The organism is Rubrivivax gelatinosus (assembly GCF_004340905.1).
Taxonomy (GTDB): domain Bacteria; phylum Pseudomonadota; class Gammaproteobacteria; order Burkholderiales; family Burkholderiaceae_C; genus Rubrivivax; species Rubrivivax gelatinosus.
Genome location: NZ_SLXD01000011.1, coordinates 1 through 20948, shown reverse-complemented (window position 1 = coordinate 20948; position 20948 = coordinate 1). Strand labels below are relative to the sequence as shown.

Below are 20948 nucleotides of genomic sequence, written 5' to 3'. Positions count from 1 at the left end.
GTCAGGCCGCGGCCTTCACCTTCAGCCGCCAGGCGTGCAGCAGCGGCTCGGTGTAGCCCGAGGGCTGCTTGGTGCCCTTGAAGACCAGATCGCAGGCGGCCTGGAACGCGGCGCTGTCCTTGGCGCGGCCGGACATCGGACGGTAGGCCGGGTCGCCGGCGTTCTGCGCGTCGACGACCTTGGCCATGCGCTTGAAGGTGGCGCGCACACGCGCCTTGTCGACGACGCCGTGCTCCAGCCAGTTGGCGATGTGCTGGCTGGAGATGCGCAGCGTCGCCCGGTCTTCCATCAGGCCGACGTCGTGGATGTCGGGCACCTTGGAGCAGCCGACACCCTGGTCGACCCAGCGCACGACATAGCCCAGGATGCCCTGCACGTTGTTGTCGAGCTCCTGCTGGATCTCGGCCTCGCTCCACTTGGCCTTCTTGACCACCGGCACCGTCAGCAGGCCTTCGAGCAGGGCCTCGCGCTCGGCGTCGACGTCGGTCTTCTCCAGCGTCTTCTGGATCTTGAAGACGTCGACCTGGTGGTAGTGCATCGCGTGCAGCGTCGCCGCGGTCGGGCTGGGCACCCAGGCGGTGTTGGCGCCGGCCATCGGGTGGGCGATCTTCTGCTGCAGCATCGCGCCCATCAGGTCGGGCATGGCCCACATGCCCTTGCCGATCTGCGCCTTGCCGCGCAGGCCGCACTCCAGCCCGACGAGCACGTTCTGGCGCTCGTAGGCCTGGATCCAGGCGGTGGCCTTCATGTCGCCCTTGCGCAGCATCGCGCCGGCCTGCATCGCGGTGTGCATCTCGTCGCCGGTGCGGTCGAGGAAGCCGGTGTTGATGAAGGCCACGCGCTCGGCGGCGGCGGCGATGCAGGCCTTGAGGTTGACGCTGGTGCGGCGCTCCTCGTCCATGATGCCGAGCTTGACGGTGGCCTTGGGCAGGCCCAGCAGCGCCTCGACGCGGCCGAACAGCTCGCTGGCGAAGGCCACCTCGGCCGGGCCGTGCATCTTCGGCTTGACGATGTAGATCGAACCGGCGCGCGAGTTGACGATGCCGTTCGCGCCATGGCGCTGCAGGTCGTGCAGCGCGATCGCGGTCGTGACGACGGCGTCGAGCATGCCTTCGGGGATCTCGCGTTCGTCGTCGCCGAACAGCACCGCCGGCGTCGTCATCAGGTGGCCGACGTTGCGCACGAAGAGCAGCGAGCGGCCGTGCAGCACGACCTCCTCGCCGGTCGGGCCGCTGTAGCGGCGGTCGGGGTTCAGGCCGCGCGTGAAGGTCTTGCCGGCCTTGGTGACCTGCTCGGTCAGCGTGCCCTTCAGGATGCCCAGCCAGTTGGAGTAGGCCAGCACCTTGTCGGCGCCGTCGACGACGGCCACCGAGTCTTCCAGGTCGAGGATGGTCGACAGCGCCGATTCGACGACCAGGTCGCAGACGCCGGCCGGGTCGGACGCGCCGATCGTCGTGCCGCGGTCGATGCGCAGGTCCAGGTGCAGGCCGTGGTGCACGAACAGCACCGCCGAGGGCGCGGCGGCTTCGCCCTGGAAGCCGACGAACTGCGCCGGCTTCTTCAGCGCCACCGTCCTGCCGTCCTTCAGCGCCACGACCAGCTGGCCGCCTTCGACGCGGTAGCCGGTGGAATCGATGTGCGAGCCCTTGGCCAGCGGCACGGTGCGGTCGAGCACGTGGCGCGCGTATTCGACGACCTTGGCGCCGCGCACCGGGTTGTAGGCGCCCTCGCGTGTGGCGCCGTCGGTCTCGGGCAGCGCGTCGGTGCCGTAGAGCGCGTCGTACAGCGAGCCCCAGCGTGCGTTGGCCGCGTTGAGCGCGTAGCGCGCGTTGGTGATCGGCACGACGAGCTGCGGGCCGGCCTGCAGCGCGAGCTCGCTGTCGACGTTCTTCGTCGTCGCCTTCACCTTGGCCGGCACCGGCACCAGGTAGCCGATCTTCTCGAGGAAGGCGCGGTACTTGGCCATGTTCTTGATCGGGCCCGGATGCTTGGCGTGCCAGGCGTCGAGCTCGGTCTGCAGGCGCTCGCGTTCGGCCAGCAGCGCGGCGTTCTTCGGCGCCAGGTCGGCGACGATGGCGTCGAAGCCGGCCCAGAAGGCGGCGGGCTCGATGCCGGTGCCGGGCAGCACCTGGTCCTCGATGAAGCGGGCCAGCAGCGTGTCGACGTGCAGTCGGTGGAAGGTCGTGCGCATGAGGAGGCGTTTCAGGAAGGGAAGAAGGACAGGACGTCGCGCAGGCTGGTGCCGGTGCGCGTGGGAGGCGTGGCTAAGGGTTCGGGCGGCAGGCCGGCGCGGTTGACCCACAGCGTCGTGAAGCCGTACCAGGTGGCGCCGAGTGCGTCCCAGCCGTTGCTGGAAACGAAAAGGATCTCGCGTGCCGCCAGGCCCAGCGCCGCCGGCGCCAGCGCGTAGGCGGCGGGGTCGGTCTTGTAGCGCTGCACGGGCTCGACGCTGATGACGTGCTGCAGCAGCGGCGCAAAGCCCGCGCTGCGCACCGCGACGGCGAGCATCTCGGGGTCGCCGTTGCTGAGGATGGCCGCCGGGATGGCGCGTGCCTTCAGCGCCTCCAGCACCTCGCGGTTCTCGGGGAAGGCGCTCAGGTGCCGGTACTGGTTCATCAGCCGGTCTTCGGCGGCAGCGTCCAGCGCCAGCCCCAGGCGCTGCGCGGCGTAGCGCAGGCCGGCGCGTGTCAGGTCCCAGAACGGGCGGTAGCGGCCGCTCATCGACACCAGCCGTGTGTAGTCGATCTGCTTGTCCCGCCACAGCCGCGCGAGCGCCTCGCCGTGGCCCGGGAACAGCTGCTCGGCGAGCAGCCCGACGCTGTAGACGTCGAACAGCGTGCCGTAGGCGTCGAAGACGACGGCGCGGGGCGGGACAGGCGGACGGGCGACCATGATCGGGTGAATCTAATCGGGTACGCGGCGCCGATTGCGTACACCAGGGTTCGGAGTCCTGTGCTCTGGATGCATGAAACACCGCCGATTCGAACCCTCTCGTCATAGAACAACCGTAAGATCGCCGCCGACTTCCACCTCCAGCGTCACGAATCGCGCCCATGCCGCGCCTCAAGCAGATCGAATCCTTTGTCGCCGTCGCGACCAAGGGCAGCCTGACCGCCGCGGCGAATGCCGAAGGCGTGGCGCCCGCGGTGATCGGCCGGCGCATCGACGCGCTGGAAGAGCGGCTGGGGGTCAAGCTGATGCTGCGCACCACGCGGCGCATCACGCTGACGCACGAAGGCAGCGCCTTCCTGGAGGACTGCCAGAAGGTGCTGGCCGACCTGGGCAACGCCGAAGCCAGCGTCAGCGCCGGCGGCGTCAAGGCCAGCGGGCATCTGCGCATCACGGCGCCGGCGGGTTTCGGCCGCCGCCATGTCGCGCCGCTGGTGCCGAGTTTCCTGGCCGAACACCCGGACGTCAGCCTGTCGCTGAACCTCAGCGACCGCGTCGTGGACATCGTCAACGAAGGCTTCGACTGCGCGATCCGGGTCGGCGACCTGGCCGACTCCAGCCTCGTCAGCGTGCGCCTGGCCGACAACCGCCGGCTGTGCGTCGCGACGCCGGGCTACCTGAAACGTGCCGGCGTGCCCCGGACACCGGCCGATCTGGCGCGCCACGAATGCCTGACGCTGTCCTCTGACGCCAGCCAGACGCGCGGCTGGGCCTTCCTGGCCGACGGCCAGGTGGAACATCTGCGCCCGAGCGGGCGGCTGGACTGCAGCGACGGCCAGGTGCTGCACGCCTGGTGCCGGGCGGGCCTGGGCATCGCCTGGCGCAGCACCTGGGAGGTGCAGCAGGACATCGCCGCCGGCCATCTGGTGGCGGTGCTGGAGGACTACGCCGCCCCACCCAACGGCATCTACGCGCTGTTCCCGCAACGCCGGCTGCTGCCGCTGCGCGTGCGCCTGTGGATCGACTTCGTCAAACACAGCTACGGCGACCCGGGCTACTGGGCCCGGGCCGCCGGCTGAATCAGGAGCCCGCCTTGGCCGACAGGCATTCCTTCATGAAGGCCTTGCGCTCGTCGCCGGTCTTGCCGGTGGCCTCGGCGTTGCAGGCCTTCATGCGCTCCTGCGGCGTGGCCTTGGCCGGCTTGGCCGACAGGCACTCCTTCATGAAGGCCTTGCGTTCGTCGCCCTTGCGCTCGCCGGCGTCCTGGTTGCAGGTCTTCATCTTGCTTTGCTGGGCCGTCTCGGCAGCCAGCGCCGGGCCGCTGGCCAGCACGCTGGCCAGCACCGCGGCGATGATGGTGTTCTTCATGTCGTATCTCCTTGCATGCCCTCCGGGGCCGGCGTCGATTGGATCAGAGCGCCCCGCGGCGGGCCAGGGGCAATCGTGCCGAATTTCCGTGTCGGCGCTTGTGACATCCGCGCCCGCCCCCGAAGATAGGCACCCATGATCTCGCTGGAGGGGGTGCCGTCGGCCCTGGTGGCCCGCAATCAGAGCTGGGTGCGGCAGCAGGCGCAGTCGCTGGTGCGGCATCTGCCGGCCAATGTCGAGAAGGCCGACCTGATCCAGGTCGGGCTGATCGCGGTCGCGCAGGCCTCGCTCAGCTTCGTCTGGGAGGGCGACCCCGACTCCGAGGAAGGGCGCGAGGCCTTTGCGCGCTATGCCCGCCAGCGCGTGCGCGGCGCGATGATCGACGAGCTGCGCCAGATGGACGTGCTGACGCGCGCCCAGCGCCGCAAGATCAAGGTGATGCAGATCGCGCGCGAACGCTGGCGCTCCAAGAACGGCACCGAGCCGGGCCTCGCCGAGCTGGCGCGGCTGTGCAAGATGGACGTCGAGGAGATCGCGCTGCTCGAACAGCTCGCCCAGGCGAGCCAGCAGCGCAGCAGCTCCGGCGGCGACGACGACGAGCACGAGTTCGCCGAGCGCCACCACCCGGCCACCGAGAAGGACGAGGTCGAGGCGCGTGTGGACACCGCGATCGTGCTGCGTCACCTGGAGACCTTCTTCGCCCAGCTGCCCGAGCGCGAGCGCCGGGTGATCGACGCCTACCTCGGCATCGGCATGTCGCCGGTGGAGCTGGCGGCGTCGCTGAAGGTGACGCCGTCGCGCGTCTCGCAGATGTACCACGGGCTGCTGCGGCGCATGGCGGTGCGTTTCGGCACCGCGCCGCAGCAGCGTGCGACCGACCGCACGCGCCGGCCCAGCCGCGCCGACATGGAAGCGCTGGTGGTGCAGCGCGAACGCGAGCTGCAGGCGCAACCGGAAGCCGGGCCATGGGGCGAGATGATGGAAGACGTGCTCGTCTCCCCGGCCGAACGTTTCGGCGTGCGCATCGACGTGCCCGAAGGCACGCGCTGGTAGTCCCGTGCGCGCCCCGCCGCGCGGGCCGGCGCGGCGCGGCTACATGATGCGGCGCGGATGCGCCAGCGCCTCGTGCGCGGCGTGCAGCCGGCGCACCAGCACGCCGATGAAGGCCTGGTCGAAGCGGTGGCGCGTGTCCATCGACAGCTGCACCAGCGTCTCGGGCGTGAACGAGATGCTGGTCAGCGGCTCGGACACCAGGATGTCGGCGCTGTGCACACGCAGCTCCTCGCTGGGCGCCAGATAGGCCATCTCGCCGACCGAGGTGCCCATGCCCAGGCGCGCGACGCGCTGGCCGTCGCGGTAGACGTCCACCTGCCCGGCCGCCACGATGTGGAAGGCGTTGCCGGTGTCACCCTTGCGGAACAGCGCGTGGCCGTAGGAGAAACGCTGCCACTTCGCGCGGTGCACCACCTCCCAGAGCTCGACGTCGCCGAAACGCGAGAAGAACTCCAGCTTGCGCAGCAGGTTGAAACGCTCGGAGTCGAGCACGTTCTGGGCGTGGCCGTGCGTCACCTCGCGGTTGGCGACCAGCTCGGACAGCGCCTGCGCGAACGCGCTCCAGTCGGCGGGGCGATCGTCGCGCTTCTTGGCCAGCGCGCGCAGGATCAGCGCCTCCAGCCGCGGCGGCACGCCTTCGCGCAGCAGGCTCAGCGCCGGCGGCTCGGCGCGGTAGATCTGGTGCATCAGCGCCGGCTGCTGCTGGGCGTCAAAGGGCGGGCGCCCGGCGATGAGGTGGAATAGCACCGCGGCCAGCGAATAGATGTCGGCGCGGCAGTCCAGCGTGTCGCCGTCGAGCTGCTCGGGCGACATGTAGGCCAGCGAGCCGACGCGGTAGATCTGCGTGCGCTCGGTGTCGAAGTTGAAGACGCTGCCGAAGTCGGTGATCTTGACGTCGACGACCTGGTCGCCGTCGAGCACCGCCAGCAGGTTGGCCGGCTTCACGTCGCGGTGGATCAGGCCCTGGCGGTACATGTAGTCCAGCGCCATCGCGCACTTGAAGCCGATCTCGACGATCTGGTCCAGCGGCAGCAGCGCGTCGGCGCGGCAGTAGCGGCGCAGCGTGACGCCGGGCACGTACTCCATCACCAGGTACGGGGCCTGGCCGTCGGCCACCGCGTCGAGGATGCGCACGACGTTGGGGTGCTGCAGCCGGCCGACGAGCGCCGCCTCGGCGGCGAAGAAACGCTGCTGGAAGTGGCTCTCGCGCGAGTCGGCGGCCAGCGCCGGGCGCACGCGCTTGATCGCCACGTCCTCCTCGCGGAAGTCGTCGCGGGCGCGGAAGACCTCGCTCGTCGCGCCCTCGCCCAGGCGTTCGAGCACGCGGTACTTGCCGATGCGCTCGGGCAGTTCGGGGTCGAGCGGGGGGAAGCTCGTGGTCGGGGCGTCGGTCATCGTCACAGCCGGATCGGGCCGGCCGATGTTGCCACCATCACGCCCGGCCCGCGAGCCCGGCGCCGATGCGGGGCCCAAAAGTAGAATCGGCCGATGATCCAAGCCAAGCAAGAGCTGCTGCAGGCGCTGGCCGCGGCGCTGGCCGAACTGGCCCCCGGTGCCGCCCCGGCGGCCGCGTTCGAGTCCCCCAAGCAGGCCGCGCACGGCGACCTCGCGATCACCGCCGCGATGGGGCTGGCGCGAACGCTGAAGAAGAACCCGCGTGAGCTCGGCCAGCAGCTCGTCGAGCTGCTCGGGCGTCAGCCGGCCTTCGAGCGCTGGGTGCAGGCCCTCGAGATCGCCGGCCCGGGTTTCATCAACCTGCGCCTGAAGCCCGCGGCGCGCCAGGCCGTCGTCGCCGAGGTGCTGCAAGGCGGCGAGACCTTCGGCCGCAAGCCGGCCGGCGCCGGCAAGCTGATGGTCGAGTTCGTGTCGGCCAACCCGACCGGCCCGCTGCACGTGGGCCACGGCCGCCAGGCGGCGCTGGGCGACTCGATCTGCCGCCTGTTCGAGTCGCAGGGCTGGGACGTGACGCGCGAGTTCTATTACAACGACGCCGGCGTGCAGATCCAGAACCTCGCCACGTCCACGCGCTGCCGGCTGCAGGGCCTGGAGCCCGGCGACGAAGGCTGGCCCGAGTCGGCCTACAACGGCCACTACATCGCCGACATCGCCGCCGACTTCGCGGCCAAGAAGACGGTGCACGCCGACGACCGCGCCTTCACCGCCTCGGGCGACGCCGACGACGTCGACGGCATCCGCCAGTTCGCCGTCGCCTACCTGCGCCACGAGCAGGACCTGGACCTGCAGGCCTTCGGCGTGCGCTTCGACAACTACTACCTCGAGTCCAGCCTCTACGCCGACGGCCGCGTCGAGGACACCGTGCGCCGCCTCGTCGCCGCCGGCAAGACCTTCGAGGACGGCGGCGCGCTGTGGCTGCGCAGCACCGAGTACGGCGACGACAAGGACCGCGTGATGCGCAAGTCCGACGGCAGCTACACCTACTTCGTGCCCGACGTCGCCTATCACATCGCCAAGTTCGAGCGCGGCTTCACCAAGGTCATCAACGTCCAGGGCAGCGACCACCACGGCACGATCGCGCGCGTGCGCGCCGGGCTGCAGGCCGCCGGCGTCGGCATCCCCGCCGGCTACCCCGACTACGTGCTGCACAAGATGGTCACGGTGATGAAGGACGGCCAGGAGGTGAAGATCTCCAAGCGCGCCGGCAGCTACGTGACGCTGCGCGACCTGATCGACTGGACCAGCCGCGACGCGGTGCGCTACTTCCTCATCAGCCGCAAGGCCGACACCGAGTTCGTCTTCGACGTCGACCTGGCGCTCAAGGCCAACGACGAGAACCCGGTCTTCTACGTCCAGTACGCGCACGCCCGCATCTGCTCGGTGCTGGCGCAGTACCAGGGCGAGGCCGACTTCGACAGCGCCGACCTGTCGCTGCTGGTGGCGCCCTCGGAGTACACGCTGATGCTGCAGCTCGCGGCCTACCCGACGATGCTTGAACGCGCCGCGGCCGAGCTCGCGCCGCACGACGTCGCCTTCTACCTGCGCGACCTCGCGGCCGCCTTCCACAGCTACTACGCCCACGAACGGTTCCTCGTCGACGACCCGGCGCTGGCGCGTGCGCGCATGGCGCTGCTGGCGGCCACCGCCCAGGTGCTGCGCAACGCACTGGGCATGCTGGGCGTGTCGGCGCCGACGTCGATGGCGCGCGACGCCGCGGCGGAGGTGCAGGCGTGAAGCGCCAGCGCGGCGGCTTCGCGCTCGGCCTCGTCGTCGGCCTGCTCGCCGGCCTGGCGATCGCGCTCGGCGTGGCGCTCTACATCACCAAGGCCCCGGTGCCCTTCATCGACAAGGTGCCGCAGCGCACCGCCGAGCAGGACAGCGCCGAGGTCGAACGCAACAGACGCTGGGACCCGAACGCGCCGCTGGCCGGCAGGCAGCCGCCGCCGCCCGCGCCGGCGGCCTCGGCGCCGGTGGTCACGTCCCCCGCGGCCTCGGCGGCAGCCCCCACGGCCGCCCGAACGCCGGCCAGCGCCCCGGCCGCGCAGCCCGGCTCGACCCGCGATCCGGCGGCCATCCTCGCCGGCCAGTCCACCGACCGGGCTGCTGAAGCGTTCGTGTACTTCGTGCAGACCGGCGCGTTCACACGCACCGAGGACGCGGAGCAGGAGCGCGCCCGCCTGGCGATGCTCGGCTACGCGGCCAAGGTGAGCGAACGCGAGCAGGCCGGCAAGACGATGTACCGGGTGCGGACCGGCCCCTACGCCACGCGCGAGGACGCCGAAGCCGTGCAGGGGCGGCTGCAGGCCGCCAGCATCGACGCCCGGCTCGTGCGCGCCGAGAAGCCGTGATCACGGAACCCGGCACCGTCAGCGCCGGTCCATGACCCGTCAACGATCACTCGAAAGGACTCACATGAAGCGGCGCGATTTCTCGATCCACCTGGCCGGCACGGGTCTCGGTCTGGCACTCGCCGGCACCGCCCATGCGCAGGGCGGGCCGGTCGAGGGCACGCATTACGTGCGGCTGCAGACCGCCGCACCGACCTCGATCCCGGAGGGAAAGAAGGTCGAGGTCGTCGAGTTCTTCTGGTACGAGTGCGGACACTGTTTCAATTTCGAGCCGCAGCTGGAGGCCTGGAGCAAGCGTGTGCCAGCCGATGTCGCGTTCCGGCGCGTGCCGGTGGGCTTCACGGCGCGCCACCAGATCGGCCAGAAGATCTTCTACGCCCTCGAGGAGATGGGCCAGGTCGGCGCGGTGCACCGCAAGGTCTTCAACGCCATCCACGTGCAGGGCAAGCGCCTGCTGGCCGAGAAGGACATCGTCGACTTCATGGTCGCCAACGGCCTGGACGGCACGCAGTTCACGAACGCCTTCCGCTCGTTCAGCGTCGCGACCAAGGCCAACCGCGCCAAGCAGCTGGCCGACGCCTACAAGATCGACGGCGTGCCGGCGCTCGGCATCCAGGGCCGGTACTACACTTCCGGCGCGCTGGCCGGCGGCCACGACCGCGCGCTCGCGGTCACCGACTACCTGATCGGCCGCGCCCGCCAGGGCGCCTGAAAGGCGGGCGGCGCCGGACCTTGATCCGGCGCATCGGGCCTGCAACGCGGGGCCCGAGCGCCGTGCCCGGCGGCACGAACTTGTGGCTAGAATGATTGCAAGTTTCGTGCCGAAAATGACGCCTCGTTTCCCCCTCCTCCGCTGCTTCGCGCCCCTGGTGCTGGCGCTGCTGTGCGCCGCCGCCGCCGCCGAACGCGCCGACCGCGAGCGCCAGATGGTGGTCGAGGCCGACCGCCCGGGCTCGGTCGACCTGCAGCGCCAGGTCGTCGAGTTCAACGGCAACGTCGTCATCACCCAGGGCACGATGATCATCCGCGCCAACCGCGTCGAGCTGCGCGAGACCACCGACGGCTACCGCGCCGCCACCGCGATCGGCATGCCCGGCCACCCGGCGAGCTACCGCCAGAAGCGCGATGGCGTCGACGAGATCGTCGAAGGCGTGGCCGACCGCATCGAGTACGACGGCCGCGCCGACACGCTGCGTTTCATCGGCAACGGCGCGGTGCGCCGGCTGCGTGGCGCGATCGTCGCCGACGAGATCACCGGTTCGCAGATCGTCTGGGACAACACCGCCGAGACCTTCAGCGTCGCCGGCGGCGAGACGACGAGCGCCAACCCGAGCGGCCGCGTGCGTGCGGTGCTGAGCCCGCGTGCCGACGGCAACGCCCCGGCGCCTTCGGCGCCGGCCTCGGCCGCGCCGCTGGCCCCGGCGCGCACGCTCGGGGGCCAGCGCTGATGCCCGCCGCGGCTGCGGTCAGCCGGCTCGAGGCCGAGCACCTGCAAAAGAGCTACGGCGCACGTCGTGTCGTCAAGGACGTGCATCTGTCGGTGGCCGCCGGCGAGGTCGTCGGCCTGCTCGGCCCCAACGGCGCCGGCAAGACCACCACCTTCTACATGGTCGTCGGCCTGGTGCGTGCCGACGACGGCCAGATCCGCATCGATGGCCGTCCCGTCGAACGCCTGCCGATCCACCAGCGTTCGCGCCTGGGGCTGTCGTACCTGCCGCAGGAAGCGTCGATCTTCCGCAAGCTGACGGTCGAGGAGAACATCCGCGCGGTGCTCGAGCTGCAGCAGGGCCCGGACGGCCGGCCGCTGAAGCCGGCGCAGATCCAGGAGCTGCTGGACCGGCTGCTGCACGACCTGTCGATCGAGAAGCTGCGCGACTCGCCGGCGCCGGCGCTGTCCGGCGGCGAGCGCCGCCGCGTCGAGATCGCACGCGCGCTGGCCACGCAGCCGCGTTTCATCCTGCTCGACGAGCCCTTCGCCGGCGTCGACCCGATCGCCGTCATCGAGATCCAGCGCATCATCGCCTTCCTCAAGTCGCGCGGCATCGGCGTCCTGATCACCGACCACAACGTGCGCGAGACGCTGGGCATCTGCGACCGCGCCTACATCATCAGCGAAGGCAGCGTGCTGGCCGAGGGCACGCCGCAGGAGATCGTCGAGGACGCCCAGGTCCGCAAGGTCTACCTCGGCGAGCACTTCAAGATGTGACGCGCAGCCGATGAAGCCGTCCCTCCAAGTCCGCCTGTCGCAGCACCTGGCGCTGACGCCGCAGCTGCAGCAGTCGATCCGGCTGCTGCAGCTGTCGACGCTGGAGCTGCACCAGGAAGTCGAGCAGATGCTCGAGCAGAACCCGTTCCTGGAGATGGACGAGGAGTCACCGACGCCGTTCGACGCGCCGGCCGAACGCGCCGCCGTCGACCGTGTCGCCGAGCGCGAGGAGTCCGATGGCGCCGCCGAAGCCGCCCCGGCCGAGGTCGACGCCGCCGAGTTCGGCACCACCGAACGCGACGACTGGGAAAACGGCACCGAGCGCGACGACTTCGACGGCATCCGCGAGACGCCGTCCTCGGCCGCGCCCGAAAGCGACGACGACCTCGACCCGCACGAGCGCCGCGCCGGCACCGGCACGCTGCAGGACCACCTGCGCGCCCAGGTGGCGGGCATGCGCCTGTCGCCCGAGGACTTCGCCGCGCTGAACGTGCTGATCGAGTCGCTCGACGACGACGGCTACCTCGCCGACCCGCTGGAGGACATCGCCGCGCGCCTGGCCGACATGCTGGACCTGGACGACGAGGAGCAGCGCGAGGCCCTGGCCGACCGCCTGCAGTGCGCCTTGCGCTGGCTGCAGAGCCTGGAGCCCACCGGCGTCGGCGCGCGCTCGCTGTCCGAGTGTCTGGTGCTGCAGCTGCGCACGCTGCCGCGCTGCGAGGCACGCGAGGTCGCGATCCGCATCTGCGAGCACTCTCTGGAGCTGCTGGCACGCCGCGACGTCAAGAAGCTCACCGCCGCCACCGGCGCCGGCGAGGACCTGCTGCGCCAGGCGCAGGCGCTGATCGTCGCCTGCGAGCCCAAGCCGGGGCGGCCGTTCTCGCCGGCCGAGTCCAACATCATCGTGCCCGACGTCGTCGTGCAGAAGGCGGGCCGCGGCTTCAAGGTGCTGCTGAACCCGGACGTGATGCCCAAGCTGCGCATCAACGACCTGTACGCCCAGGCGATCCGCGGCCAGCGCGGCAGCGCCGGCGGGCTGTCCTCGCGGCTGCAGGAGGCGCGCTGGTTCATGAAGAACATCCAGCAGCGCTTCGACACCATCCTGCGTGTATCCAAGGCCATCGTCGAGCGCCAGAAGGGTTTCTTCACCCACGGCGCGATCGCGATGAAGCCGCTGGTGCTGCGCGAGATCGCTGACGAACTCGGCCTGCACGAGAGCACGATCTCGCGCGTGACGACGGCCAAGTACATGGCCACGCCGCAGGGCACCTTCGAGCTGAAGTACTTCTTCGGCAGCTCGCTGAACACCGAGGCCGGCGGCAACGCGTCGAGCACCGCGGTGCGCGCGCTGATCCAGCAGCTCGTCTCGGCCGAGGACAGCGCCAAGCCGCTGTCGGACAGCCAGCTCTCGCAGATGCTCGAGGAGCAGGGCATCCAGGTCGCGCGCCGCACCGTCGCCAAGTACCGCGAGGCGCTGAAGATCGCGCCGGCCTCGCTGCGCCGCGCGATCTGATCCAACCGCAACGCTGCACTACAGTGCGGCGTTCCACCGCCCGCGCCGCACCATCATGACTGTCTCGTTGTTCCTTCCCTGCGCCGGCGGCGTCGAGGCCCTGCTCGCGGACGAAGCCGCCCGCATCACCGGCCGCCCGAGCGAGGCCACGCGCGGCGGCGTCTGGGTCGACGGCGACGCCGCCGCCGCGATGGCGCTGAATCTCGAAAGCCGGCTCGCCCAGCGTGTGCTCTGGCCGCTGGCCGACGGCCCCTACCGCGACGAACACGACCTCTACGAACTCGCGCGCCGCGTGGCCTGGGACGACTGGATCACGCCGCGCCAGACGCTGCGCGTGGACGTCGCGGCGCAGCGTTCGCCGCTGAAGAGCCTGAACTTCGCCACGCTGCGCGTGAAGGACGCCGTCTGCGACCGCCTGCGCGAGAGCACCGGCGAACGCCCCAGCGTCGACACCCGCCATCCCGACCTGTCGCTGCAGCTCTACGTCGGCCCCGAGCACGCGACGCTGTACGCCGACACCTCGGGCGAGGCGCTGTTCAAACGCGGCTGGCGCGACGAACGTGCCGGCGGCGTCAAGGGCGAGGCGCCGCTGAAGGAGACGCTGGCCGCGGCGATGCTGGCCGCCGCCGGCTGGCAGGGGCGCGAGGAAGACGGCGCGCTGCTCGACCCCTGCTGCGGCGCCGGCACGATCGCCATCGAGGCCGCGCAGATCGCCTGCGGCATCGCCCCGGGCATCAAGCGCCGCTTCGCCTTCGAGCGTCTGCTGCCTTTCCGCGACCAGCTCGGCGCCTGGCGCGAGCTGCAGCAGGCCGCACGCGAGCGTGTGCACGCGCCGGCGGTGCCGGTCTTCGCCGGCGACGTGAGTTTCCGCATGACCGACTTCGCGGCCCGCAACGCGGCCAGCGCCGGCGTCGGCCAGGCCATCACCTTCAAGACCGCCGACGCGCTGCAGCGCCCGGCGCCGGCCGAACGCGGCACGCTGATGCTCAACCCGCCGTACGGCGAGCGCATCGCGCCCAAGGGCAGCGGCAGCGCGCGCGGCGACGCACACGGCGGCGCGCGTGAAGGTTTCGACGGCGGCGGCTCGTCGGCCGAGTTCTTCGGCGCGCTGGCCGGGCACTGGAAACGCCGCTACGCCGGCTGGACGGCCTGGGTGCTGAGCCCGGACATGAAGCTGCCCTCGCTGATGCGGCTGAAGGAGAGCCGGCGCGTGCCGATGTGGAACGGGCCGATCGAATGCCGGCTGTTCCGCTTCGACATGGTCGCCGGCTCGAACAAGGAGGCCGAATGAAGCGCCTGCACATCGACTTCGTCAGCGACGTCGTCTGCCCCTGGTGCGCCGTCGGGCTGGCGTCGCTGGAGCGGGCGCTGGAGAACCTGGCCGGCGAGATCGAGGCCGAGATCGAGGTCCGCCCCTTCGAGCTGAACCCCGACATGGCGCCCGAAGGCGAGGCGATAGCCGAGCATCTTCAGCGCAAGTACGGCGGCGCGCCCGAGCAGTTCGCCGCGGGGCGGCGCACGCTGGCCGAGCGTGGCGCGGCGGTCGGCTTCAGCTTCGGCGAGCGCACGCGCATCTGGAACACCTTCGACGCCCACCGGCTGCTGCACTGGGCCGGGCTCGAAGGCCGGGCGCTGGAACTCAAGCGTGCGCTGCTCGCCGCCTACCACGGCGAGGGCCGCAATCCCAGCGACCATGAGCTGCTGGCCCAGGTCGCGGCCGGCGTCGGGCTGAACGAGGCCCGCGCCCGCGAGGTCCTCGAGTGCGGCGAGTTCGCCGACGCGGTGCGCGCCGAGGAGCAGCGCTGGCTGGCGCTGGGCATCCGCTCGGTGCCGGGTGTCGTCGTCAACGAGCGCCACCTGATCTCCGGCGGCCAGCCGCCCGAGGTCTTCGAGCAGGCGCTGCGCGAGATCGCCGCCGAAGGCTGATCAGCCGGCGCCGCCTGCAATCGGCGCCAGCCGGTCGAACCACGGCGTGTCGGCCTCGAGTTCGGCGGCCAGCTGCAGCAGCGTCGCCTCGTCGCCCTGGCGGCCCAGGGCCTGCACGCCCAGCGGCAGGCCCTCGGGCGTCCAGTGCAGCGGCAGGCTCATCGCCGGCACGCCGGCCAGGTTGGCGAGCTGGGTGAACGGGTAGGGCGCCAGGTTCTGCACGAACAGGCGCTGCACGCGCGTGTCGAGCGCGCCCCAGCGCGCCAGCGGCGCGAGCAGGCCGCAGGCCAGCAGCGCATCGGTCAGGCGGGCTTCGGCCGGCGACGGGTCCAGCAGGCCGTGGGGCAGCGCCGGGCGCGCCGTCGTCGGGGTCAGCCAGACGTCCCAGGCGCCCAGGAATGCACCCAGCGTGCGGGCGAACTCGTTCCAGCGCGCCAGGCTGAGGGTCAGCGCCGCTGCGTCCAGGCGGCGACCGTAGGCCGCCATCACACGCGTCAGCGGCTCGAACTCGCTGTCGCGCGCGCCCAGCGAACGCGCCTGGTCCATCACCGCCGGCACCTGGGCGGCATAGAGCTTCAGATAACACGCCGCGACCGCGTGGCCGTCGATGGGCGGCGCGGCTTGCTCGACGTGGTGGCCCAGGGCTGCGAGCCGGCGCGCGGCGGCCTGCACCGCGGCCACGGCCTCGGCGTCAACCTCGGTGCCCAGCGGCGAGGCGGTCGAGAACGCGATGCGCAGCCTCGGCGGCGGCCGGCGCAGCGCGGCGACGAAGGGCTCGGCCGGCGCCGCGCCGCTGAACGGGTCACCGGGCTCGGGGCCGCAGAGGATGTCCAGCGCCAGCGCGCTGTCGCGCACGCTGCGCGAGATCACGCCTTCGCTGCAGGCGCCGAACCAGACCTCGCCCAGCCCGGGGCCGTTGGAGATTCGCCCGCGCGAGGGCTTGAGCGCGAACAGCCCGCAGAAGGCCGCCGGGATGCGCAGCGAGCCGCCGCCGTCGTTGCCGCCGGCCATGGCCACGACGCCCGCGGCCACCGCCGCCGCCGAGCCGCCGCTGGAGCCGCCGGCGTTGCGGGTCGGGTCCCAGGGGTTGGAGACCGGCCCGAAGCGGCGCGAGTCACTGATGCCCTTGAGCCCGAACTCGGGCAGGTTGGTCTTGGCGAAGACCACGGCGCCGGCGTCCAGCAGGCGGCGCAGCACGGCGGCGTGCACCGGCGCGACGAAGCGTGCGCCCGCACGGCTGCCGTAGCTCGTCGCTTGGCCGGCGACGTCGGCGACGCTGTCCTTGACGACGAAAGGCACGCCGGCCAGCGCTCCGGCCGGGACGCGCGCCAGCTGGGCTTCGGCCAGCGCCGGCAGCATGCGCGTGAAGGCGTTGAGGCGCGGCTGGACACGCTCGGCCTGGGCGCGCGCCAGCTCCAGCAGTTCAGGCGCCGCGACCTCGCCGCGGCGCACCAGTTCCGCAAGCGCGGTGGCGTCGTGGCGCAGGTACTCGTCGTGCCGCATCGGCGGCCATTCTCGCGGCGGCACCGGCCGCCGCGCAGCGGGTCAGACCCGCAACCCGGCCCAGCCCAGCACCGCCAGCGGCGCGGTGTCGGCACGCAGCACACGCGGGCCCAGGCCGACGGCGGCGAAACCGGCGGCTTCGGCCGCAGCCTCCTCGGCCGGCGACAAACCGCCTTCGGGACCGCTCAGCGTGCAGAAGCCGGCACCGGCCGGCAGCCGCTCGGCCAGCGGGCGGGCGCCCGGGCGCGGGCTCAGCAGCAGCCGGGTGCCGAGGTCGGGCTGCGAGGGCAGCGCCGCCAGCCAGGCCGCCAGCGGCCGCACCGGCGCGATGCGGGGCACACGCGTGCGCCCGCACTGCTCGCAGGCGGCGACGGCCACCGCCTGCCAGTGCGCCTGCTTGCGCTCGGCGCGTTCGCCGTCCAGGCGCAGCACCGAACGTTCGCAGACCAGCGGCTGGATCGCCGCGACACCGAGCTCGGTCGCCTTCTCGACCAGCGCGTCCATGCGGTCGTTGGCCGGCATGCCGACGGCCAGCGTGGCCGCGAACGGCAGCTCGCGTTCGACGGCCTGCGGCTCGCCGACCCGCACCGTGACCTCGCTGCGCCCCATCACGACGACTTCGGCCGGCCATTCGGCGCCGCCGCCGTCGAACAGGACCAGCGCGTGGCCGGGCTGCAGCCGGCGCACCTGGACGTGGCGCGCGGCGCCGGGCGGCAGCGCCAGCGTCGTGCCGGCGGCCAGGGGAGTTTCGAGATACAGACGGGTGCTCATCGCGGCGCGCAGTGTGCCGCAAGCGGCCACCGGCGCGCCGCCCCGGCGCTCAGGGCGTGCCGCCGAGCCGGCGGCAGAAAGCCAGCGCCTCGGCCTCGCCGTCGGCGGCCTCGAGTTCGTCGACGAAACGCAGCGCGAGCTGGCGCAGCTCGTCCAGGCCCTGGCTGCGCTCGACGTCGAGCACCATGCGGTACCCCTTGACCAGCCCCAGCCGCGTGCGGGCCTCGGAGGTCAGCAGGTCGTACAGCGCACGCGGCTCGGCGCCGGCCAGCGCGGCCAGCGCCGCGGCACGCGCCCGCGAGGCCGCCACGACCGCGGCGGCCAGCCGGGGCGGCGGGCTGCTCTCGGCGACGTAGCCGAGCGTGATCAGGCGCTCCAGGTCCGCCGGCTGGGCGCCGGCAACCGCAGCCAGCCACTGCTCGGCCGGCCGCGACGGGTCGACGATCAGCAGCAGGTTGCGCGCGGCGCGCGAGAGCTGGCCGTCGCGGGCGCGGATGGCCTCGCGCCCGGCGTCGGTGCGCTGCAGCCGCACGCTCACGCGAGGCCCCGGCGGTCGGCGCCCATGGCGTCAGCCGCGCAGTTCGCGCCGCAGGATCTTGCCGACCGGGGTCTTGGGCAGGTCGGTGCGGAACTCGACCACCTTCGGCCGCTTGTAGCCGGTGAGGTTGGCCTCGCAGTAGGCGCGCACGTCGGCCTCGGTGACCGCCGGGTCCTTCTTGACGATGACCACCTTGACGGCCTCGCCGGCCTTGGCGTCGGGCACGCCAACGGCGGCGCACTCGAGCACGCCGGGCATCTGCGTGATGACGTCCTCGACCTCGTTCGGGTACACGTTGAAGCCCGAGACCAGGATCATGTCCTTCTTGCGGTCGACGATGCGGAAGTAGCCGCGCTCGTCGACCAGGCCGACGTCGCCGGTGCGGAAGAAGCCGTCGGCGGTCATCACCTTGGCGGTCTCGTCGGGGCGCTGCCAGTAGCCGGCCATCACCTGCGGGCCCTTGATCGCGATCTCGCCGGCGACGCCGGGCGGCACCTCGCGGCCGTCGTCGTCGAGCAGGCAGACGTCGGTGGACGGCAGCGGCAGGCCGATGGCGCCGCTGTAGGCGTCGGTGTCCACCGGGTTGCAGGTCGCCGAGGGGCTGGTCTCCGACAGGCCGTAGCCTTCGCAGATCGGGCAGCCGGTCTTCTCCAGCCAGAGCTTGGCGGTGGCGTGCTGCACCGCCATGCCGCCGCCGATGCTGATCTTCAGGTGGCTCCAGTCGACGGTGCCGAAGTCAGGATGGTTGGCCAGCGCGTTGAACAGCGTGTTGACCGCCGGGAAGCTGTGGAAGCGGTGCTTGGACAGCTCCTTGAGCGTCGACGGGAAGTCGCGTGCGTTGGGGATCAGGATGTTGCAGCCGCCGGTGCGCATCGACAGCATCATGTTCGCCGTGAAGCCGAAGATGTGATAGAGCGGCAGCGCGCAGACGGTGACGACCTGCTCGCCGGCCGGGATCTTCTTCAAGGCCGGCTGGTACCAGGCCTCGGACTGCAGCACGTTGGCCACCAGGTTGCGATGCAGCAGGATCGCGCCCTTGCTGACGCCGGTGGTGCCGCCGGTGTACTGCAGCACGGCGATGTCGTCGGGGCCGATCTTGCCCGTCGCCAGCGGCTTGTTGCGGCCTCGCGCCAGCGCGTCGGGGAAGCGCACCGCGCCGGGGATGTCCCAGGCCGGCACCATCTTCTTCACCTTGCGCACGACGTGGTTGACGATCGCGCCCTTGATCAGGCCGAGCATGTCGCCCATCGCCGCGACGATCACCTTCTTCGTCGGCACCGCGTCGTAGACCTTCTGCAGCGTGGCCGCGAAGGTCTCGAGGATGACGATCGCCTTGGCGCCGGAGTCCTTGAGCTGGTGCTCCAGTTCGCGCGGCGTGTACAGCGGGTTGACGTTGACGATGACGTAGCCGGCCCGCAGGATGGCCGCGACGGCCACCGGGTACTGCGGCACGTTGGGCATCATGATCGCGACGCGGTCACCGCGCGCCAGCCCCAGCGACTGCAGGTAGGCGGCGAAGGCACGCGAGAGCTCGTCGACCTCGCGGAAGCTCACGGTGCGACCCATGAACTTGTACGCGGGCAGCTCGCGATACTTGCCGAAGCTCTCCTCGAGCAACGCGACGAGCGAAGGGTACAGCTCGACGCTCACTTCGGCGGGCACGCCCGCCGGGTACTGCTTCAGCCAGATCTTCTCCATGCACCTCTTCTCCGTGGAACGCGGGATTCTGTCGGCTGCCTTACGTCCGCGTTATCCGGGATTCCGAGCAGGCACGCCTGCCCCGGGGGTGCTGGGCACGCCGGCCTCGGGGCGGGGCCGGCGTGCACGGCCGTCACTCGACGGCCTTGACCATCTCCTCGACGACCTTCTTGGCGTCGCCGAAGACCATCATGGTCTTGTCCATGTAGAAGAGTTCGTTGTCCAGGCCGGCGTAGCCCGAGGCCATCGAACGCTTGTTCACGATCACCGTCTTGGCCTTGTAGGCCTCCAGGATCGGCATGCCGTAGATCGCGCTGCCCTTGACGTGCGCGGCCGGGTTCACGACGTCGTTGGCGCCCAGGATGATCGCCACGTCGGCCTGGCCGAACTCGGCGTTGATATCTTCCATCTCGAAGACCTGGTCGTAGGGCACCTCGGCTTCGGCCAGCAGCACGTTCATGTGCCCCGGCATGCGCCCGGCCACCGGGTGGATGGCGTACTTCACCGTCACGCCCTTCTCCGTCAGCTTGGCCGCGAGTTCCTTCACCGCGTGCTGCGCGCGCGCCACCGCCAGGCCGTAGCCCGGGACGATGATCACGGTCTCGGCGTTGCCCAGGATGAAGGCCGCGTCGTCGGCGCTGCCGCTCTTGACGCTGCGCTGCGCCTGGCCACCGGCCGCCACCGTCGTGCCTTCGCCGCCGAAGCCGCCCAGGATGACGTTGAAGAACGAGCGGTTCATCGCCTTGCACATGATGTAGCTGAGGATCGCCCCCGAGCTGCCCACCAGCGAGCCGGCGATGATCAGCATGCTGTTGTTCAGCGAGAAGCCGATGCCCGCCGCCGCCCAGCCCGAGTAGCTGTTGAGCATCGACACCACCACCGGCATGTCGGCGCCGCCGATCGGGATGATGATCAGCACGCCGAGCACGAAGGCCAGCGCCAGCATCGCGAAGAACGCCGGCCAGCTCTCGGTGGCCGCGAAGGCCAGGCCCAGGCCGACCGTCGACAGCCCCAGCACCAGGTTGAGCATGTGCTGGCCGCTGAAGGTGACCGGCGCGCCCTGGAAGAGGCGGAACTTGTACTTGCCGCTGAGCTTGCCGAAGGCGATGACCGAGCCGCTGAAGGTGATCGCGCCGATGGCCGCGCCCAGGAAGAGCTCGATGCGGTTGCCGACGGGAATCGGCTCGCCGCGGCTGATGATGCCGAAGGCCCAGGGCTCGGCCACCACCGCGACGGCGATGAAGACCGCGGCCAGGCCGATCATGCTGTGCATGAAGGCCACCAGCTCGGGCATCTTCGTCATCTCGACGCGTTTGGCCATCAGCGTGCCGGCGCCACCGCCGATCACGAGACCCAGCAGCACCCAGCCCATGCCCAGCGGCGAACCGGCGAGCTTGACGATCAGCGCCGCGGAGGTCAGCACGGCGATGGTCATGCCGACCATGCCGAAGAGGTTGCCGCGGATCGAGGTGGTCGGGTGCGACAGGCCCTTGAGCGCCTGGATGAAGCAGATGCTCGCGACGAGGTAGAGCAGCGTGACGAGATTCAGGCTCACTTCTTGGCCTCCGCCGCCGGCTTGCGGTCTTTCTTCTTGAACATCTCCAGCATCCGCCGGGTCACCAGGAAGCCGCCGAAGACGTTCACCGCGCACAGCGCCACGGCCAGCACGCCCATGGTCTT

General features: G+C 71.2%; 20 protein-coding genes. 10 read left to right on the top strand and 10 right to left on the bottom strand.

From position 1 onward, the window contains the following. Position 1: 1 nt before the first annotated feature. Positions 2 to 2191: a malate synthase G gene (locus EV684_RS16770; protein WP_132648443.1), complete on the bottom strand. Its 2190-nt coding sequence runs from the start codon at positions 2189 to 2191 to the stop codon at positions 2 to 4. An 11-nt stretch (positions 2192 to 2202) separates the two neighbouring features. After that, a complete protein-coding gene (locus EV684_RS16765) occupies positions 2203 to 2892 on the bottom strand; it encodes a haloacid dehalogenase type II (protein ID WP_132648442.1) in 690 nt (229 codons plus the stop codon). A 161-nt stretch (positions 2893 to 3053) separates the two neighbouring features. Between EV684_RS16765 and EV684_RS16760 the strand changes: the two genes are divergently transcribed. After that, positions 3054 to 3968 (top strand): LysR family transcriptional regulator, encoded by a 915-nt coding sequence (locus EV684_RS16760; protein WP_132648441.1) that lies wholly within the window; start codon positions 3054 to 3056, stop codon positions 3966 to 3968. A gap of 1 nt (position 3969) precedes the next feature. Here the strand turns inward: EV684_RS16760 and EV684_RS16755 are convergent, their stop codons facing one another. Further along, complete coding sequence (locus EV684_RS16755) at positions 3970 to 4257, bottom strand: PsiF family protein (RefSeq protein WP_132648440.1); 288 nt, start codon at positions 4255 to 4257, stop codon at positions 3970 to 3972. 135 nt (positions 4258 to 4392) lie between these two features. On the opposite strand from EV684_RS16755, the gene EV684_RS16750 reads away from it, so the two are divergent. Beyond that, entirely contained in the window at positions 4393 to 5310 is a 918-nt protein-coding gene (locus EV684_RS16750; protein WP_132648439.1) for a sigma-70 family RNA polymerase sigma factor, read from the top strand. 39 nt (positions 5311 to 5349) lie between these two features. On the opposite strand, the gene EV684_RS16745 is transcribed toward EV684_RS16750, so the two are convergent. Continuing rightward, complete coding sequence (locus EV684_RS16745) at positions 5350 to 6705, bottom strand: serine/threonine-protein kinase (RefSeq protein ID WP_132648438.1); 1356 nt, start codon at positions 6703 to 6705, stop codon at positions 5350 to 5352. Between the two features lie 93 nt (positions 6706 to 6798). Here EV684_RS16745 and argS point away from each other — a divergent pair, with 93 nt between their 5' ends. The 8 genes from argS to EV684_RS16705 all read left to right on the top strand — a co-directional run bounded on the left by argS (position 6799) and on the right by EV684_RS16705 (position 14758). After that, positions 6799 to 8499: an arginine--tRNA ligase gene (argS, locus tag EV684_RS16740; RefSeq protein WP_132648437.1), complete on the top strand. Its 1701-nt coding sequence runs from the start codon at positions 6799 to 6801 to the stop codon at positions 8497 to 8499. After that, positions 8496 to 9113, top strand: a complete 618-nt coding sequence (locus tag EV684_RS16735) for an SPOR domain-containing protein (RefSeq protein WP_132648436.1) — start codon at positions 8496 to 8498, stop codon at positions 9111 to 9113. Before argS ends, EV684_RS16735 begins: the two co-directional genes overlap by 4 nt. 64 nt (positions 9114 to 9177) lie before the next feature. Then, positions 9178 to 9825 (top strand): thiol:disulfide interchange protein DsbA/DsbL, encoded by a 648-nt coding sequence (locus EV684_RS16730; protein ID WP_132648435.1) that lies wholly within the window; start codon positions 9178 to 9180, stop codon positions 9823 to 9825. 157 nt (positions 9826 to 9982) lie between these two features. Next, the gene (gene lptA / locus EV684_RS16725; RefSeq protein WP_243651197.1) at positions 9983 to 10561 is read left to right on the top strand and encodes a lipopolysaccharide transport periplasmic protein LptA; all 579 of its coding nucleotides are present in this window, start codon (positions 9983 to 9985) and stop codon (positions 10559 to 10561) included. Beyond that, positions 10561 to 11319, top strand: coding sequence for an LPS export ABC transporter ATP-binding protein (gene lptB, locus EV684_RS16720; RefSeq protein ID WP_132648433.1), 759 nt, complete (start codon positions 10561 to 10563; stop codon positions 11317 to 11319). Before lptA ends, lptB begins: the two co-directional genes overlap by 1 nt. Before the next feature lie 10 nt (positions 11320 to 11329). Further along, positions 11330 to 12832 carry an RNA polymerase factor sigma-54 gene (locus EV684_RS16715; RefSeq protein WP_132648432.1) on the top strand — a complete coding sequence of 501 codons (1503 nt, stop codon included), beginning with the start codon at positions 11330 to 11332 and terminating at the stop codon, positions 12830 to 12832. A gap of 55 nt (positions 12833 to 12887) precedes the next feature. Then, positions 12888 to 14123: a THUMP domain-containing class I SAM-dependent RNA methyltransferase gene (locus EV684_RS16710; RefSeq protein ID WP_132648431.1), complete on the top strand. Its 1236-nt coding sequence runs from the start codon at positions 12888 to 12890 to the stop codon at positions 14121 to 14123. Then, entirely contained in the window at positions 14120 to 14758 is a 639-nt protein-coding gene (locus EV684_RS16705) for a DsbA family oxidoreductase (protein WP_132648430.1), read from the top strand. The genes EV684_RS16710 and EV684_RS16705 overlap by 4 nt, the downstream gene beginning before the upstream one ends. Here EV684_RS16705 and EV684_RS16700 read toward each other — a convergent pair whose 3' ends face one another. From EV684_RS16700 to EV684_RS16675, 6 genes are all read right to left on the bottom strand, one after another. Beyond that, positions 14759 to 16261 carry an amidase gene (locus EV684_RS16700; RefSeq protein WP_132648429.1) on the bottom strand — a complete coding sequence of 501 codons (1503 nt, stop codon included), beginning with the start codon at positions 16259 to 16261 and terminating at the stop codon, positions 14759 to 14761. 42 nt (positions 16262 to 16303) lie between these two features. Then, entirely contained in the window at positions 16304 to 17032 is a 729-nt protein-coding gene (locus tag EV684_RS16695; RefSeq protein WP_132648428.1) for a 16S rRNA (uracil(1498)-N(3))-methyltransferase, read from the bottom strand. Positions 17033 to 17081: 49 nt separating this feature from the next. Further along, on the bottom strand, positions 17082 to 17570 hold the full coding sequence (locus tag EV684_RS16690) for a hypothetical protein (protein ID WP_132648427.1): 489 nt from the start codon (positions 17568 to 17570) through the stop codon (positions 17082 to 17084). 30 nt (positions 17571 to 17600) lie between these two features. Next, positions 17601 to 19268: a long-chain-fatty-acid--CoA ligase gene (locus tag EV684_RS16685; protein WP_132648426.1), complete on the bottom strand. Its 1668-nt coding sequence runs from the start codon at positions 19266 to 19268 to the stop codon at positions 17601 to 17603. A 133-nt stretch (positions 19269 to 19401) separates the two neighbouring features. After that, positions 19402 to 20823, bottom strand: a complete 1422-nt coding sequence (locus tag EV684_RS16680) for an NAD(P)(+) transhydrogenase (Re/Si-specific) subunit beta (protein WP_132648425.1) — start codon at positions 20821 to 20823, stop codon at positions 19402 to 19404. Further along, positions 20820 to 20948: proton-translocating transhydrogenase family protein (locus tag EV684_RS16675; protein ID WP_165908517.1), on the bottom strand; the 129-nt coding region annotated here is incomplete at its 5' end. The genes EV684_RS16675 and EV684_RS16680, both read right to left, overlap by 4 nt.

Bases quoted from the DNA above. Each gene is read 5' to 3' on its own strand.
- EV684_RS16770 (WP_132648443.1), bottom strand. From the start codon at position 2,191: ATGCGCACGACCTTCCACCGACTGCACGTCGACACGCTGCTGGCCCGC.
- EV684_RS16765 (WP_132648442.1), bottom strand. From the start codon at position 2,892: ATGGTCGCCCGTCCGCCTGTCCCGCCCCGCGCCGTCGTCTTCGACGCC.
- EV684_RS16760 (WP_132648441.1), top strand. From the start codon at position 3,054: ATGCCGCGCCTCAAGCAGATCGAATCCTTTGTCGCCGTCGCGACCAAG.
- EV684_RS16755 (WP_132648440.1), bottom strand. From the start codon at position 4,257: ATGAAGAACACCATCATCGCCGCGGTGCTGGCCAGCGTGCTGGCCAGC.
- EV684_RS16750 (WP_132648439.1), top strand. From the start codon at position 4,393: ATGATCTCGCTGGAGGGGGTGCCGTCGGCCCTGGTGGCCCGCAATCAG.
- EV684_RS16745 (WP_132648438.1), bottom strand. From the start codon at position 6,705: ATGACCGACGCCCCGACCACGAGCTTCCCCCCGCTCGACCCCGAACTG.
- argS (WP_132648437.1), top strand. From the start codon at position 6,799: ATGATCCAAGCCAAGCAAGAGCTGCTGCAGGCGCTGGCCGCGGCGCTG.
- EV684_RS16730 (WP_132648435.1), top strand. From the start codon at position 9,178: ATGAAGCGGCGCGATTTCTCGATCCACCTGGCCGGCACGGGTCTCGGT.
- lptB (WP_132648433.1), top strand. From the start codon at position 10,561: ATGCCCGCCGCGGCTGCGGTCAGCCGGCTCGAGGCCGAGCACCTGCAA.
- EV684_RS16715 (WP_132648432.1), top strand. From the start codon at position 11,330: ATGAAGCCGTCCCTCCAAGTCCGCCTGTCGCAGCACCTGGCGCTGACG.
- EV684_RS16710 (WP_132648431.1), top strand. From the start codon at position 12,888: ATGACTGTCTCGTTGTTCCTTCCCTGCGCCGGCGGCGTCGAGGCCCTG.
- EV684_RS16705 (WP_132648430.1), top strand. From the start codon at position 14,120: ATGAAGCGCCTGCACATCGACTTCGTCAGCGACGTCGTCTGCCCCTGG.
- EV684_RS16700 (WP_132648429.1), bottom strand. From the start codon at position 16,261: ATGCGGCACGACGAGTACCTGCGCCACGACGCCACCGCGCTTGCGGAA.
- EV684_RS16695 (WP_132648428.1), bottom strand. From the start codon at position 17,032: ATGAGCACCCGTCTGTATCTCGAAACTCCCCTGGCCGCCGGCACGACG.
- EV684_RS16685 (WP_132648426.1), bottom strand. From the start codon at position 19,268: ATGGAGAAGATCTGGCTGAAGCAGTACCCGGCGGGCGTGCCCGCCGAA.